Origin of the sequence: Cystobacter fuscus, from assembly GCF_002305875.1 — a bacterium.
Classification (GTDB): domain Bacteria; phylum Myxococcota; class Myxococcia; order Myxococcales; family Myxococcaceae; genus Cystobacter; species Cystobacter fuscus_A.
Genome location: NZ_CP022098.1, coordinates 7,968,581 through 7,984,513, shown reverse-complemented (window position 1 = coordinate 7,984,513; position 15,933 = coordinate 7,968,581). Strand labels below are relative to the sequence as shown.

The window sequence follows — 15,933 nt, the reverse complement described above, 5'->3', positions numbered from 1 at the left end:
CCCCGTGGCGCTATGTGGCCCCGTTCACGTCTCCGTAGTGCCGCTTGTACTGTTGCCGCAGTACGAACTTCTGTGCCTTGCCGGTGGTCGTCTGCGGCATCGTCGGGAGCAGGACGATGGACTTGGGCACCTCGAACCCACCGAGGTTCTGGCGGCAGTGGTCGATGATGTCGGCCACGGTCGCGGAGGCGCCGGGCTTGAGCACGACGAAGCCGGTGACCGCCTCGGACCAGCGTGGGTGCGGTAGGCCCACGACCGCGACCTGCAGGACCGCGGGGTGACGCAGGAGGACCTCCTCCACCTTGATGGACGGGACGTTCTCGCCACCGGTCTTGATCATGTCCTTCTTGCGGTCCACGAACAGGAGCTGGCCGTCGGAGTCGAATACGCCGAGGTCACCGGTGTGGTGCCAGCCGAACGCGAACGCCCGCGCGGTCGCCTCCGGGTCCTTGTAGTAGCCGAGCATCACGTTCGGCCCGCGATGGACGATTTCTCCCACCTCGCCGCGCCCGAGCAGTCGGCCTTCGTCGTTCATGATGGCCGTCTCGTTCGTCACGACCGTTTCACCCCAGTACGAACCGAACCGCTTGAGCTGCTGCTCCGGCTTGAAGATGGTCGTCGCCGGGTACATCTCCGTCTGCCCCGACGCGAGCGCGAAGCCTCCCGGGCAGAACTTCTCGATGAGCTCCAAGAGCAGCGTGCGCGCCATCGGCGCCATGACGTAGAGGCACAGGCGCAGGCTGGACAGCTTCGTCGCCAGACGCGTCGGGTGGGCGAGCATCGCGCCGTACATGATCGGCAGGCCCAGCAGGATCGTGATGCCGCGCTGCTCGATGGTCGCGAGCATCGCACCCGGCTCGAAGGCGCGCCTCACGACGACAGTCCCGCCGGCGAGCAGGAACGACATCGAGACGGCGTGCTGCGCGCAGTGGAACATCGGAAGCACGCAGAGGGTGGAGTCGCTCGGCCGCAGCCCGAGCTCGAACAGGTTTCCACTGAGCGCCGCGTGCACCGACTCGTGCGAGTGCATGACCCCCTTCTGTTGGCCGGTGGTGCCACTCGTGTACATGATCTGGGAGAGCTGGCCGCTCTCGATGTCCACCTCCGGCGGGGTGAGGTGCTGGCCCTTCAGCGTGTCGAGGAAGGCGGCCGTGTTACCGCCCGGCGAGGCCTGCCCCTCGGGGACGCAGACGATGATGTGGGTGCCGAGCGCGTCGAGCATCGCCCGCGGCTCCGGCTCCACGAGGAACTCGGTGTCGATGACGATGTGCGTCGCCTCGGAATGCTCGAGGATGTAGCGGATGGCATCCACGGCGAGGCCGGTGTTGATCGGCACCCAGACGAGGCCCGCCTTGTAGATGCCGATGAACGCGGTGATCATCTGCGCCGAGTTGCCGCAGAGCATGGCGATGCGTGCGCCCCGGGGAAGGCCCTGCGCGAGCAGGTAGTGCGCGAACGCGTTCGAACGCCGGTCGAGCTCCGCATAGGAGAGCTCGAGCTTCCCCTCGACGAGCGCCGTCTTCTCCGGCCAGCGCAGCGCCGACCGGTGGATGATGCCTCCCAGCGAGATCTGGCTGATGCGCTTGTACTGCGCTTCCTGGGTCGCTGACATCAATGCTTCACTCATGCTGCCCCCATTTCCTTCGGGTGAGACGACCGCGACGACGTGGCGTGCCGACACCCGCGCCCCGATCGTGACGTTCACCGCCGTGACGCGACGATTCCATCTTCATCGCCTCGAGCACCAACAGCACGTCGCCCCGCGTCAGGGACCGGACGCAGGCCCGTTGCACGGTGCCAGCTTCTGACATCACGCCCACGAGGCCGGCTGGCAGCGCGATGCGCCCACCGACCATGGGCCCCGCGCCATAGGTGTCGAGCCCAGGTATCAGGCTGGCTCTCAAGCCCACGGCGCTACCCGGCGTGGACGTGCACGATGTCGAAGCTGCCCGTGAGCCCACCCCAGGTGCGCAGGCCCATGCGGCCGGAGGTGTACTGCGCATCGCGGCCCGTGCCCAGCGTCTGCCACGTGCCGCCGGGCTGCCAGACCCCCAGGGTCAGCGTGTCGCCCTGCACCGAGAAGCGGATGTTCATGTACTTGCCCGCGCCAGATGGCCAGGTGTAGGGGCCGCTGGCCAGGACCGTCCACGTGCCCCCGTCGTTCTTCGACACCGTCCACTCGTAGCCGGCACTCGTGCGCTTGAACTCCGCCTGGTAGTAGTGGCTCGCGTCCTGGGCGCGGGCCACCAGTGCGATGCCGGCGTTGAGCGGTGCGCCGTTGGCGAGCACCGAGGCGTCCATCGTGTACGCCCGCCAGCCGGCGTTGCCAGCCAGCGCGAGGTTCTCTCCCGTCCCGGTCGCGCAGTACTCGTAGGACACGGGGCGGCAGAGCGACCAGGTGCCCTGCTGCGGCGACCACTGGCTGGCCGTATTGCCCTCGAAGTCGTCGGTGAAGAGCTGGGGCTGCCAGGCCGGCTCCATCCGCCAGAGGTGATCCTGCGTCCCGTTGTCGCTGAACTGCACCACGTTGGCGCTGTCCGACTTGGACATGCCGTCGACGCCGAGGACGAGCCCGCTGTTGCGGTTGACGATCTTGAACTGGCCGCTGCCCGCGTCGACGAACCGCCAGTGCTGCTCGCTCGTGCCGCTGTCCGGAGACTGCTGGATCTGCGCGCTCAGGGCCTTGGAGGCGTTGCGCACGGCCAGCACGAGGCCGCTGTTGAGGTTGACGACCTTGAACCAGCCGCCGCCCGCGTCCACCAGCTCCCACTGGTGGTCCAGCGTCCCGTTGTCGGCGTACTGCTGCACGTTGGCGCTCGGGTCCTGCGAGGCGGAGGACACGGCCAGCAGCTTGTCGCTGTTGACGTTCTGCAGGAGGAAGACCGGGGCCGACCAGGCCTCGAACTCGCTGAGACCCCAGCCAGTGCCACCACCGGCGTTGGGCGCGACCACGCGCAACTGGGTCGTGGTCAGGGGGGGGAAGGTGATCTGGTTGACCGTGGTGGCCGTGGGCTCCGCGGGCGTCCGCGTCTGGTTGGGCACGCTCGCCCAGGCACTGCCCGTCCAGTACTGCAGGTCATAGCTCCTGGGCGTGCGCACGCCCCCGCCGTCGTCATAGAAATACAGCCGCACGTCCGAGGTCGTGACGGGGTGCTGGAACTTCACGCCGAAGAAGTCACTCGCCTGGGTGGTCGCGTACGTGGTCCAGCGGGTGTTCTGGGGAATGCCATTGCGGAAGATGAGGCCGTCGATCGCGTTCCAGGCGTTGTCCCCGGCGCCGCCGAACGTGTACGACGCGAAGGGTTGTGCCTTGTTCGCGATGCGCTGGCCATTGGCGGCGAAGTTGACCTTGCCCCCGCCGTTGGACTGCATGAGCGGGGCGCCCACGTTGATCGTGACGGCACCCAGGCCCGTCTGGCTGGCGACCTTCACCCCGTCGACGTAGAGGTGCAGACCCACGCCCTGGTCGTACCGGGTGCCGAGCCGGTCCCACAGCACGGTGACGTTGTGGCCGTGGTACGGGAGGTTCTCCAGCGCGAAGTAGTCCCACGACGCCGGGGCGAGCGGCCGGATCGTCAGCGTGTTGTCGGCCTGGCCGCGCACGCCGATGAGTCCGGAGATGACGTTGTCGTTGTAGGTGGAGTGGTTGTAGTCCTCGCTGTGGCCGCCCCCGTCGTAGATCCACTTGTCGGTATCGGCGTCATGGGCCTCGGCGACGTAGGGGACGCCATTCTTGTACTGCGTCAACGCGTAGCCGCGCAGCAGGCTCACGTAGTGGGCCGGGGTGATGGTCGTCTGCGCGGGGTAGTCGATGAGCAGGTTGGCCAGGCCCGTGAGGGTCTGCGAGGTCTCGTAGGGCCAGGACGGTCCGATCCAGCGGCAGCAGCCCTTGGAGGCCTCGTGGTTGAACCACTTGCTGCGCCGCTCGACCGTGGTGGGCCCGTAGGGCGAGGCGAACCCCTGGGGATCCAGCAGCTGCGCGAACGCGGCGGAGTCCGAGGCCTGCGGCAGGTGGAACATCCAGGGCACGAAGCCGTGCTCCTCGCGAGTGCCGAGCAGGGTGTTGCCCGGGTTGTTGTCGCGATGCATGTGGAAGAAGAAGGAGCGGTTCGGGTCCCACAACCGGGCCCGGGTCGCGGTCTTCAGCGCGCTCGCCCGGTTGTTGTATTCCGTGGCGGTGGTGGAGTCGCCCGCCAGGGTGGCGAGCTGGGCGATGGCGCGGGCATCCCCATACTGGTAGGCATTGATGGTGGGCCGGTAGCCCGGTCCGCCGTGGTACGGGTCCGGGGACTCGTAGGACGCGGGGGTCAGCTCGGTGGCGTCCCAGACGGGCACCTGCCAATAAAGGCCGAGCGCGGAGTTGAATTGGTTGTCCCAGCCCCGGTACTGCTTGATGAGGTTGGGTAGCTGGCCGATGGCGAACGCCTTGTCCCCGGTGACCAGGTAGTGCTGCCACACGGAGCTGGCGGCCCAGAAGCTGTACTCGTGGGCCCAGTCGGACGTGTTGGGGTTCACCGACTCGATCATGGGCTTGGGGAACTGTCCGGGCCCCGCGAGCCAGTAGTTGATGACGTCCTTCACGTACTGCTGATCACGCAGCCAGCGGCCCTCGTTGATGTGGTGGCCGGCCGCCGCGACGATGCCGCCGTAAGGCGCTCCGTAGAACACCGGGGTGAGGAACTCGTTGGACAGGTAGCCATACTCCGCCCCGGTGTAGACCAGGTGCTCCTTGTAGGTCTGCCAGCGGTAGTAATAGACGGCCTGGATCTGCGCGTCCGGCACCTCGAGGAAGGGAATGTTCGCCTCGAACCACGGCTTGTCGTTGATGCCGCCGAGCAGCGCGGTGTGGTTGAGGAAGGACGTGCCGGCCGTCGGGTTGCGAGCGTAGACGGTGGGCGCGTTGATCGCCCAGGCGGTGCCCGCCGTCACTCCGGCGGTCGCGGCGATGAGGAGGGTGGTGGCGACGCGGACGCCTCGCCGGGAGGGACGACGGGGGCGCGACCGGGGGGAGGGCATCGGGCACTCCTTCGTGGGGTAGGACGTGGGGCTCGGATGCTTCTCCAGTTATTTCGGTGAAGTCAAGTTTTACAAGGATTGGCTGCTGCCCCACGCCGTGGCTGGACCGTGCCCGACGACTCATGGTGAGCGGACGCTTCTGTCAGCCGGCGGGGACGAGCTTCTTCCCCTCGCGCCGCCAGGACACGGGCAGCAGGACGCGGACCTCCGGGGGGGCGCCGTTCTCCTGGCGCTCCACGCGGATCGTCCGCTCCTCCGGTGTCACCTTCCAGAGAACTCCCGTGGGGCCCCGTGCCTCCAAGGGTGGCTCCGGGGGAGGAACCCGGGGCGGTTGCTCGAGGTTGCTCCAGGTCCGGCCTCCATCGCTCGTGGCGATCGCGCGAGCGGGGGCGTTCTCCTCGTTCGCGTCCGTCAACCACACCGTCCCCCGCTGACCGTCCTTCCAGTCCATCTGCTCCGGCCACTCGGACCAGACGGCCTTGGGGAGTCGGCCTCGACGCTTCCACGTCGCCCCACAGTCAGAGGTCGCGAACAGCGTGAGCTGCCCGGGACCTTCCGTGCTCCAACCCACGAGGGCGCGACCCTGGCAGCCCACGAAGCGCACGAAGAGCACCTCGCTGTGCTCCTCGGCTGGGAGCACCTCGGTCCAGTGGGCTCCGCCATCGGTACTGCGAAGCAGGAGCGCTCGGAGCGGATGTGAGGGCACGCTGAGCTTGCCGAAGAGGTAGATGCCCGCTTCGACGCGCGCGGGCACCCCGACACCGTTGATGGTCAGGGAGACTTCCTCACCGGACTCGGCCGCGCCTGCTTTCAAGCTCACGGGCGGCGAGGGCGCCGCGGCGAGCAGCGCGCAGAGAAAGAAGGTGCGCATCGGGGGCCCGGCGCCTACTGCGGATCCACGTAGAAAGGCCTCGGCTCTAACTCTGATGCGTCCACCGAGACAGGAGGGTCGTGCGTGGGTGATGGCGATGTCATGATCCATTTCGTACACAGTGCTCGAGCGCTCCGGTCCTGAAACTGCTTGCCCTCGCCGGAGTCGATTTCCTCACACTTCATATACCAGGGTGGGATGGGCATGCGTCGTGCGACCCGGGTACGACTGTCACCCCGTGGATTTCCGACTAGAAGCTCAGACGCGCCATGTAACGCTGGCGCTCAACGCTTCCTCCGGGACGCAGAAACAGGAGCACGTCATGGTTGCAATGAGGATGCAGTGGATGGCCGGACTGGCTGTGCTGCTCGCGGTGGTGGCCATTGCCGCTCCTGGCCCGGTCGTGGCGAAGCCCCCGGACGGCTCCATCGCCGCCGCTCGCCAGCAACCCCTGGGCACCACCGTGACGGTGGTGGGGGTGGCGACGTCATTCACGGGAGCCTTCTTTCCCAATGACAATGGCTTCGCCCTCCAGGAGAAGAAGGTCGGCATCTACATCCTCGACTCGCTCGAGGCGAACATCGAGGTCGGCCAGGTGGTCCGTGTGACGGGTACGCTGACCAACTCCTTCGGGCAGGTGCTCAGCGTGGCACCGACGTCCATCGAGGTGCTGGGGGATGCGCACGCGCCCCGACCCCATCCCGTGACGACCGGCGACGTGAGTGAGGAGACCGAGGGCCGCCTCGTCCGCATCATGGGCACCATCGTCAGCGACATCGAGGATGACCTTCCCTTCGGATACAAGTTCGCGGTGGATGACGGCACCGGTCCCACCTTCGTGTTCGTCAATGCCGGCACGGGCATCGACGTGAGCGAGCTCGAGGAGGGGCAGCGCGTCGTCATCCAGGGCTTCAGCGGAGAGTTCCTCGGCGAGTACGAAGTGGACCCCGTATTCCCGGAGGACATCCGCATCCTCCCTTCATGGTGAGGGCTTCGCGGAGACACGGACAGCCACTCACCGTGCTCATTGGTTTTGGAGGATGTGGCTGCTGCGTTTCAGGGTGATGGCTCAATCCTTCTCCGGGTCCTCCTCTTCCTCCTTCAAGAGCTGGCTGAGGCTCAGGTCGAGCTGGCTCCTGACGACGTTCAGCATGCTCTCGAACTCTTGCGAAGACAGACGGAGGCGCTCCTGGAGGCGCCTCCGTGTCTCTTCGTAGACGGCGGCCCGTGCATCCGAGAGCCTGCGCGACGCCGTCGGCTGTGCCACTCCGAGCAGTTTGCCCAGCTCGGTCGTCGTCAGCTCATCGATATAGTAGAACCGGAGCAGGTTCCGCTGCTCGTATGACAACGCGGCGAAGGACTCTCGCAAGGCCTGGTTGAAATCGCGCTTGAATCTGCTCTTGATGAGGCCCAGTTCCGCGTCGGGCCCGGGCGTGGGCAGGGCCGCGAGCGCCTTGAGCACGTTCTCCTCGGGCCCTTCGTCGACGGGTGCCTTCTGATTCTGATGCAGGAGCATGCGCACGGCGATGACGCGAATCCAGCTCGACAGCTTGGACTTTCCTCGGTAGGTGGGAAGTTTCGGCTCGGTCGTGCTCGTGCCGAGCAGCAGATGCACACGGACCATCTGCAAGACATCGTCCAGCGACGACGAAGGCGGATGGAGTGAGTCTCGCAGCCGCGTCAAGCAGTGCTGCTCCAGTGTTGGAATGGCCTCGGGCACGTTGTACACGCAGGCGCACGCGAGGTAGAGGTCGGCGATATGGAGTTTGTCGAGCACCTGCGCGAGCGGAATCTCTGGATCGGCTGGATTCAGTCGCTGTAATAGATAGGCCGCGAAGACCTGATAGGACAGGTCCAGTCGTGGCCAGCGGCTCCGCCCCAACTCGTAGGCACCACGAAGGAGGTTCTCGGGAAAGAAAGGATCATCCGACATGTCGATGCGCCTCGTTGCGGATTCAAGGAAAGACACGTCCGAGTCCAGTTGCCTCTTCATCTTCGCCAGCCTACCTCCCTAAGATGTCCAGGGTACCGTGCTTCCGGAAGAATCCCATGTCTAAATGTCTGACCGATGAACTCCTCGCCAGGTTGCTCGACGACCAGCTGACGGTGGAAGAGCGGTCACGCGTACATCGGCACATCGATGAGTGCGCCCCGTGCCATGCACTCGTCGCCGCGGTCGTCCACAATGGCTCCTCCAGAGGAGACCCCGGCCTGTCGCCTCCCGCGAGCACGGAGAGCTTCTCGCGGACCTCGCTCCCCGTGCCCGGTTGGAGACCACCCGCCGCGTTCGATGAGTTCCGTCTGGTGCGCCCGCTCGGCAAGGGCGCCATGGGCATCGTCTACCTCGCGGAGGACACCCGGTTGGGCCGGCAGGTCGCGGTGAAGTTCATCGCCGCGCACCAGCCAGGGATCCGAGTGCTCGAGCGCTTCCAGAACGAGGCGCGTGCCATCGCGAAGCTCCAGCACCCCAACGTCGTCACCGTCTTCCGCACCGGCGAGGTCGGTGGCCATCCCTTCATCGTCTCCGAATACATCGAGGGACAGACGCTGTCCCAGCTCTCCCTGCCTCTGCCCTGGAGGCGCGTCCTGGGGCTGGGCATCGGGCTGGCTCGCGGGCTCGCGGAGGCCCATGAGCAGCAGGTGCTCCACCGCGATATCAAGCCCTCCAACGTCCTGCTCACCCAGGGAGGCGAGGTGAAGCTGCTGGACTTCGGCCTGGCCCAGTTCGCAGGGACCGAGGCGACTCCCGAAGCGAGTGGTGCGCGCCAGATCGCGGGCACGCCCCGGTACATGGCGCCCGAGCTTTTTCGCGGCACGTCAGCCGCTCCTCGCAGCGACCTCTACGCGCTCGGTCTGGTCCTCTACGAGCTGTGCACCGGCACGCTGCCGCCACGCTCCGGCGATCCACTCCCTTCTCCAGGCGCGTCGCCCCCGCCGCCCACCAGGACGGATGTCCTCCCGCCACTCACCGAACTCGTCCCCGGTATCGATCCCGACTTCGCCGCGCTCATCGAGCGCTGTCTCCACCCCGATCCCGAGAAGCGCTATGCCTCGTCCAGGGCCTTGTGTGCCGCGCTCGAGAAGCTCCAGGTGCCGGAGGTCCTCTCCGAGGGCAATCCCTACCGGGGCCTGGCCCCCTTCGAGGCCGAGCACCGCGCGCTCTTCTTCGGGCGCGACGAGGACATCCGCCAGGTGGTGGAGCGCCTGCGTCGCGGCACCCTCGTCCTCGTCGCCGGAGACTCGGGAGTCGGCAAGTCCTCGCTGTGCCGCGCCGGAATCCTTCCCCGCATCTCCCAGGGCGCGCTCGATGAGTACCGCGACTTCACCTGCCTCACGCTGGAGCCCGGCCGCCATCCACTCACGGCCCTCGCCGCCGCGCTCGCGCCCATCCTCAAGAAGACGGAAGCCGAACTGAGTGACTGGCTGACCGGAGAGCCCGGACGGCTGGGGCCCGCGCTCCGGGCGGCGTACCTGGAGCGGCGGGGCCTGCTCCTCTTCGTCGATCAGCTCGAGGAGCTCATCACCCTCGGCGAGCCCGTCCAGGCGGAGCACTTCGCCCGACTCCTGGGCGAGCTGGGCGCGCTCAACGTTTCCGTGTCCGGCGTGCGCGTGCTCCTCACCGTGCGGGGCGACTTCCTCACCCGAGTGGGAGCCCTGCCTGGCCTGGACGGCGCGGTCGAGCGGTCGCTCTACCTGCTCCAACCGCTCAGTCCCAAGGGGGTGCGCGAGGCCATCGTTGGTCCCGCGCGAAGCCGCGGTGTGAGCTTCGAGTCCGAGGCCCTCCTCCAGACGCTCGTCGAGGCCGCGACGCGCGGCGCGGGCAGCCTGCCGCTCCTCCAGTTCGCGCTGGCCGAGCTGTGGGAGCGCCGAGACCCCATCCAGGGCCGCATCACCCAGGAGGCGCTGGAGGCCATGGGCGGCGTGGCCGGCGCGTTGTCGAGACACGCGGATGCCTTGCTCTCGCGGCTCAGCGCGGCCGAGCAGCTCGCCGCGCGCCGGCTGCTCGGCCGCCTCATCACCGCCGAGGGTACCCGGGGCGCGCGGAGCGAGGAGGAACTCTCCTCCTCCCCGGATGCCCGCACCGCCCTGCGAGTCCTCGCCGAAGGGCGCCTGGTGCATGCGCGCACCGTGGAGAAGCGGGCCAGCTACGAGATCGCCCATGAGGCGCTCATCGCGAGCTGGACGACGCTGCGTCACTGGTTGGACGAGGACGCGGGGCAGCGCGCGCTCCGGCAGCGCCTGGAGGCGGCGGGAGCCGAGTGGGTGCGCCTGGGAAACGCCGAGGATCTCCTCTGGCGCAAGCGTCAGCTCGACGAGGCGCGGACACTCGAGGGCTCTCTCCTGGGCACGCGCGAACGGGACTTCCTCCGGGCTTCCCATCACGCGGTGCGTCGCCGTCGCCTGCGCATCGGACTCGCCGTCGGTCTCGTGGTGCTCGGAGGGGGGCTCCTCTCCGGTGGGCTGCTCCTGCGCGAGTACCTGGGCACCCAGCGCTTCGTTGGCGAGCGGATGGCCACCGCCCAGGCCGCGCTCGCCACGGGGAATGACTTGAGCCAGCGCGTCAAGAAAAGCCGAGAGGACGCACTCCAACTGTTCGAAGGACGGGACCCCGAGGATTCCCGCGAGGAGCGGGCCCCCCAGAATTTCTGGCCACGGGCGGAAGCCACGTGGGCCCAGACCCTCAAGGAGCTCGACCGGGCAGACGCCGCCCATGCCGAAGCGGCGAGCGCCCTCGACGACATCCTCGAGCGTGTTGCCCAGAACGCCCAGGCGCGAGAGCTCCGCATCGAACTCACCTACAAGCGCATCCTGCTCGCCGAGACGTTCTATGACCGGAAGGAGCGCGACCGGCTCCTGCGAGACTTCAGGCGCCAGGCGGCTCACAACCCGGAATGGCTGAAGCGACTCGAGACTCCGGCCGTACTCGACATCAAGACCACGCCGCCGGACGTGAGCGTCGAGATCAAACGATATGTGGACGATGAGTCTGGGGGGCGACGGCTCAAGTCCGTGCCAGGCCTCGGACCACTCGGGAAGACTCCGGTGGCTGACGTGCATCTCCCGGCGGGCAGCTATCGCCTCCGCTTCCAGCGCGAGGGCTCGGAGCCGGTCGACCTGCCCCTCTTGCTCGAGCGCGGACAGTCGGAGTCAATCGACCTCAAACTGCCCTCCACCGTGCCCGAGGGCTACATCTACATTCCCCCCGGACGCTTTCTCCTGGGCAGCGGGGATCCGGAGGACGTGCGGGATTTCATGCACAGCTCCCCCCTGCACTCGGTGTACTACGACAGAGGCTACCTCATTGGCAGGACCGAGGTGACTCTGCGCGACTGGATGACGTACCTCGAGTCCGGGGACGCGACGGAGGAGGAGCGGCGCCTCCTGGAAACCCCGCGCCTCGGCACGACCGGTGCGCTCACGCTGCTGCGTCTGCCCGACAAAAGATGGCGCTACTCTCTCATCCAACCCAATGGCACCGTCCTCACAGCGCGCTCCGGCGAGCCTCTTCGCTATCCCGGCCGGCGCCTTCGCCAGGAACAGGACTGGCGCCGCTTTCCCCTGACCGGGGTCTCCGTCAAGACTCTCAAGGGCTTCCTCACCTGGCTCGATCGCACCGGAAAACTTCCGGGAGCGCGCCTGTGCAACGAGACCGAGTGGCTCCGCGCAGCCCGCGGCGCGGATGACCGGCGGCATCCCCACGGCAACCGGCTCCAGAAGGACGATGCCAATATCGACATCACCTATGACCGGCAGCCCAATGATTTCGGACCCGATGAGGTGGGGACCCATCCCGAGTCGGTCAGTCCCTTCGGGCTCCAGGACATGGCGGGCAATGCCTTCGAAATCACCCAGGCGGCCGTACCGGACCTCGGGGGCTTCGTCATCCTGGGTGGTGCCTGGTATTACGAGCGCATCGGGACGTTCGTCAGCAATCGTCAAGCGTTCACCTCCGCGGCCTCTGACTCCACGGTGGGTGTGCGCCTCTGTGCCGACTGGCCCCCCGCCGTGAGCACCACCGCTGAAATCCGCGGCCGACGCGAAAAAAAAGAAAGTGCTGAATAGCCTTCCCGCGGCCGGACTCTCTTTGACTGAGCGGGGTGCTTGAATCCAACGCGGGCACCGGGTCGGTCGGGGGGGACCGACGTGGGCACGTCTTGTCGGATGTGTCGCACCATCTCCAGTCTGGTGCGCCTCGGCGTTATCGCCAGGCTGGAGTGCGCTCACCGTGGTTCGATTGACGCAAGAAGGATCCGCCTGGGTTGGATTCTTCATGCGATGGGAAGAGTGCATGCATAACCTGCCTGCACCTGGACTCTCTCCTGCGAAGCCGCGACGAAGCGTCTTCCAGAAGAGAGGATCGTGATGAAGAGCCATCTCCTCGTTGTTGCCTGCCTCGTGGTCAGCGCACCGGCCCTGGCCGCCCCTCCGGCGTCGAAAGAGGCTCGGCCGCCGCCCTGCCAGGACCAGACGATCGAGCGCTCCATCTGGCCGCAGGGGACGTCCCTGTGGGGCACTGGACGCCAGGTGGCCGAGCGGGAGATGAGCAGTGTGCTGGCCTCGGTGGAAATGGGCCGTGCGCGACTCGGAGACAAGACATTGTCGGGCCTGCGCCTGAAGGGCGGGCGACTGGTGGCCCCTTCCGCGTCCCAGGAGTTGGTGGGCGCGGTGCTCCAGGGAGCGGCCAGTGACGGCACGCCCGTGGAGGTGGCGGTATGTGGTGCCGAGGTGTTGGCCAAGGACTCCTCCCTGGTGTGGTACCGGATTCAGGTGTGGAACGGGGTGAGCGCGTCCTGGGAGGACCCGTGCGTCGCGACGGGCCGCGTGCCCTCTCCGCGGGCGCTGGCGGTGCCCGGCGTGTGGGACGAGAGCGGCGCGCGCAGCGACAAGGGGGGGAAGTTCACCTTCGCGTGTGAGAACGGCGCCATCGCCAAGTGCGTGAACTGGGGCTACAGGCCGTGGGCGAAGAAGGGGGGAGGCTCGCTGGCGGAGTTGCACCAGGCGTGCACGCGCATGGCACGGGCGGACTACTGTGGCGACGGGCGCAGCCACACGCGAGAGGACAACCTCATCGATGTGTACGATGGGCTGAGTGTGCTCACGCGGACCACGGAGTCCTCGGAGGCCTGGGATGTGAAGCGGGCATCCTTCGAGGCGGCGTGGAGCGCCGAGGGAGCCACGTGCCTGTCGCGCACGCGAGACGGGCAGGAAGTGGAGACGCTGATGGCGCAGTGTCCGGGCCGCTTCGAGATGGCCCAGAAGGATCTCGGCGAGGGGGACCAGTGCACGGTGGTGCGCAAGGGAGGCGCCAAGGCGGTGCTGCTGCGCAACCGCTCGTATGGCAGGGACGAGCAGGTCATGCACCAAGGTGTCGCACGGTAGGCGGGAGGCGATGCGCGCCCTCTGGCAGCTTCCAGCCCTACACCCGCTTCACGCCAGGCTGGCGACGGCCGTCCGCCAGGTGACTCTCCACGAGCCCGACGATGGCTCTGGACTGATACCCTCGTGCCAGTTGGATGACCTTGGTGGCGAACGGACCATACTGTTCGCCGAGGTCCGTGAGTTGCGTCGCCCAGTGGAGGATGTCCCGCATGCTGCCGGCCAGCGCGAGTTGGTGAAGCACCGCCAGCTGCTCCTGGGGTGGGGGAGTCAGCTGTTGGGCGTTGTCTTCCCTCGAGGCGGGTTGTTCCCGAGGGGGCTCGTAGGTCCAGCGCAATCCCACGCAGGCGCTCATTTCCTTCAACAGCACTCCGTGATCGATGGGCTTGGCGATGAATGCGTTGGCGCCGGCCGCCAGACTCCTGTCCTGATCCTCCTGTGTGGCGCTGGCGGAGACGGCGAGAATCGGCACTTCCCGTCCATGCGGCAACTGGCGAATCCGGTGCGTGGCCTCCAGGCCGTCCATCACTGGCATCATGGTGTCCATCAGGATCAGGTCCGGCTGGAGGATTCGAGCCTTGTCCACTCCCTCGAGGCCGTTCTCCGCCTCGGTCATCTCGAAGCCGAGCCGGCCGAGCAGCTCGACCACCATCGCCCGGTTCTCGGCCACATCGTCCACCACCAGGACCTTCTTGCGCGGCCCCTGGTAGCCCGTCACGACGCCGTCCGGCGGTGGCGCCACCGTCTCGACCTTCACCACCGGCAACTCCAGCTCGAACCAGAAGGTGCTGCCCTGGCCGACCCGGCTCTCGACCTGGATATCCGCGCCCATCAATCGCACGAACTGCCGGCTGATGGCCAACCCCAGGCCGGTTCCCCCCTGCCGGCGCCGCGCCTCGCCCACCTGCTCGAACGGCTGGAACAGGATGCCCAGTTGGTCCTCGCTGATGCCGATGCCGGTATCCTGCACCTCGAAGCGTAGCCGGTCGGGAGGCGTGAAGCGCACTCTCAGCCGTACCTGGCCGCTATCGGTGAATTTGACCGCATTGGATAACAGGTTGAGCAGCACCTGGCGCAAGCGCTTCTCGTCGGCTCGCACCCAGGCGGGCAGGTCCGGTGTCGTGTCGCAGCTGAAGTCCAATCCCTTCTGCGCCGCCCTGAGGCTGATCATCTCGGTGATGGTGCGCAGGAGGCGGGCGAGTTGGAGGTCCGTGACGTAGAGCTCCAACTTGCCCGCTTCAATCTTGGCGAAATCCAGGATGTCGTTGATCAGCGTCAGCAGATGCTCGCCGCTTTGTTGAATCACGTTCACACCCGCGATTTCCCGTTCACCCAGCTTCTTGTCCCGGCGCAGTATCTGCGCGTAGCCCAAAATGCCGTTCAGCGGGGTACGCAATTCGTGGCTCATGTGGGCCAGGAACGTGCTCTTGGCGAGGTTGGCCGTTTCGGCCGCGTCCTTCGCTCGCCGTGCCTCGGCGAATACCGTTTCCAGGTGGCCGATGGTCTCGGCCAGACGCTGCGTCATGATGTTGATGCTGAGGGCGAGCACGCCGATCTCGTCGCTCGATTCGACCGCGGCGCGCGCGGACAGGTTGCCGGCCGCCACCTGTTCCGCCACGCCGGTCAGACGGTGCACCGGACCGACGATGTTGCGCTGGAACAGGAATGCCATGGCGAAGCTGAAGATGACGGCCACCAGTCCGCCCGCCACGGATTGCAGGCGCGCCTTGGAGAGGCTGCTGCGCGCCCGCGCCAGATCGGTCTGCAACTGGGCCTGTTGCCGTTCGGTCACCTTTCCCAGCAGGCCGAGCAGGGTATTCGCCTGCGGTGTGACCTGGGTGCGGTACAAGTACAGGTCCTCGTACGCGTGTTCGCCGCCGAGGATGCTGACGATCTCCAGCGCCAGCTCCGCGAATCCGGCCCGATCCCGCGCGATGCCATCGAGCATGGCCCGCTGCTCAGCGGACAGCAGGTGGCGCTTGCCGGACAGCTCGTTCCAGATCGTCGCGTTGGTCGCGAGCTGTGGCCCGTAGGCCAGCTTGAAATTGAGCTCCCCCGAGGCGCCGTAGGCCATCAGGTTGGTCGCCATCGCATCGAACGAGGTCTGGAAGCTCAGCATGTTGGCCAGTAGCTCGCGGTTCTGAGGCGAGGTACCACGTGTCTTCTGAAGGTCGATCATCGTATCGATCTTCTCCAGGATCTGGATCCTCAGCGCTTGAATGTCGACCCGGGCGAGCCGTAGCGCGGGCCGGTTCTGGAGCGGGTTGTCATGCAGCTCGAACAAGTGCTGTGGCAGCTTGGCCCAGCGCGCATAGGTCTCGGTCAGTTCGGCCACCCACCTGGCTTCTTCGTCGGGCCAGTTGACGGACATCGCCTGCAGCGAAGCCAGACTGTCCTCGAAGGACTTTCTCGCCATGTGGTATTGCTCGATGTCCAGCGGATCGGACAACACCAGGTAGCCGCGCACGTGCAGTTGCATCCGCAACAGGCTGGCCTGAGCCTGCGCGGATGCCAGCGTCGCTGGTCCGCGCACGCCCTCGGTGCGGTTGATGTCTTTGGTGGCGTTGCGCCCTGCAACGAAGCCCAGCGCCACGACCAGCAGCGTGACCGCGGCCAGCGTGCCGAATCCGAGCGTGAGCTTGCGTCCGATGCCCAGGGGCTTCAAGCGG

8 protein-coding genes are annotated in these 15,933 nt (G+C 66.9%); 3 read left to right on the top strand and 5 right to left on the bottom strand.

The window, feature by feature from the left end:
* Positions 1-10: 10 nt before the first annotated feature.
* From CYFUS_RS32160 to CYFUS_RS32150, 3 genes are all read right to left on the bottom strand, one after another.
* On the bottom strand, positions 11-1,627 hold the full coding sequence (locus tag CYFUS_RS32160) for an AMP-binding protein (protein ID WP_232536937.1): 1,617 nt from the start codon (positions 1,625-1,627) through the stop codon (positions 11-13).
* 287 nt (positions 1,628-1,914) lie between these two features.
* Positions 1,915-5,016 (bottom strand): MGH1-like glycoside hydrolase domain-containing protein, encoded by a 3,102-nt coding sequence (locus CYFUS_RS32155; protein WP_095988692.1) that lies wholly within the window; start codon positions 5,014-5,016, stop codon positions 1,915-1,917.
* 142 nt (positions 5,017-5,158) lie between these two features.
* On the bottom strand, positions 5,159-5,887 hold the full coding sequence (locus CYFUS_RS32150; protein WP_095988691.1) for a WD40/YVTN/BNR-like repeat-containing protein: 729 nt from the start codon (positions 5,885-5,887) through the stop codon (positions 5,159-5,161).
* Between the two features lie 346 nt (positions 5,888-6,233).
* On the opposite strand from CYFUS_RS32150, the gene CYFUS_RS32145 reads away from it, so the two are divergent.
* Positions 6,234-6,875 (top strand): hypothetical protein, encoded by a 642-nt coding sequence (locus CYFUS_RS32145; protein WP_095988690.1) that lies wholly within the window; start codon positions 6,234-6,236, stop codon positions 6,873-6,875.
* Between the two features lie 81 nt (positions 6,876-6,956).
* Here the strand turns inward: CYFUS_RS32145 and CYFUS_RS32140 are convergent, their stop codons facing one another.
* Positions 6,957-7,820, bottom strand: coding sequence for a sigma-70 family RNA polymerase sigma factor (locus CYFUS_RS32140; RefSeq protein WP_095988689.1), 864 nt, complete (start codon positions 7,818-7,820; stop codon positions 6,957-6,959).
* Positions 7,821-7,936: 116 nt separating this feature from the next.
* Between CYFUS_RS32140 and CYFUS_RS32135 the strand changes: the two genes are divergently transcribed.
* Positions 7,937-11,950 carry a bifunctional serine/threonine-protein kinase/formylglycine-generating enzyme family protein gene (locus CYFUS_RS32135; protein ID WP_232536936.1) on the top strand — a complete coding sequence of 1,338 codons (4,014 nt, stop codon included), beginning with the start codon at positions 7,937-7,939 and terminating at the stop codon, positions 11,948-11,950.
* Between the two features lie 300 nt (positions 11,951-12,250).
* Positions 12,251-13,267, top strand: coding sequence for an ADYC domain-containing protein (locus CYFUS_RS32130; RefSeq protein WP_095988687.1), 1,017 nt, complete (start codon positions 12,251-12,253; stop codon positions 13,265-13,267).
* Positions 13,268-13,304: 37 nt separating this feature from the next.
* Here CYFUS_RS32130 and CYFUS_RS32125 read toward each other — a convergent pair whose 3' ends face one another.
* A complete protein-coding gene (locus CYFUS_RS32125) occupies positions 13,305-15,929 on the bottom strand; it encodes an ATP-binding protein (protein WP_095988686.1) in 2,625 nt (874 codons plus the stop codon).
* Positions 15,930-15,933 lie beyond the last annotated feature (4 nt).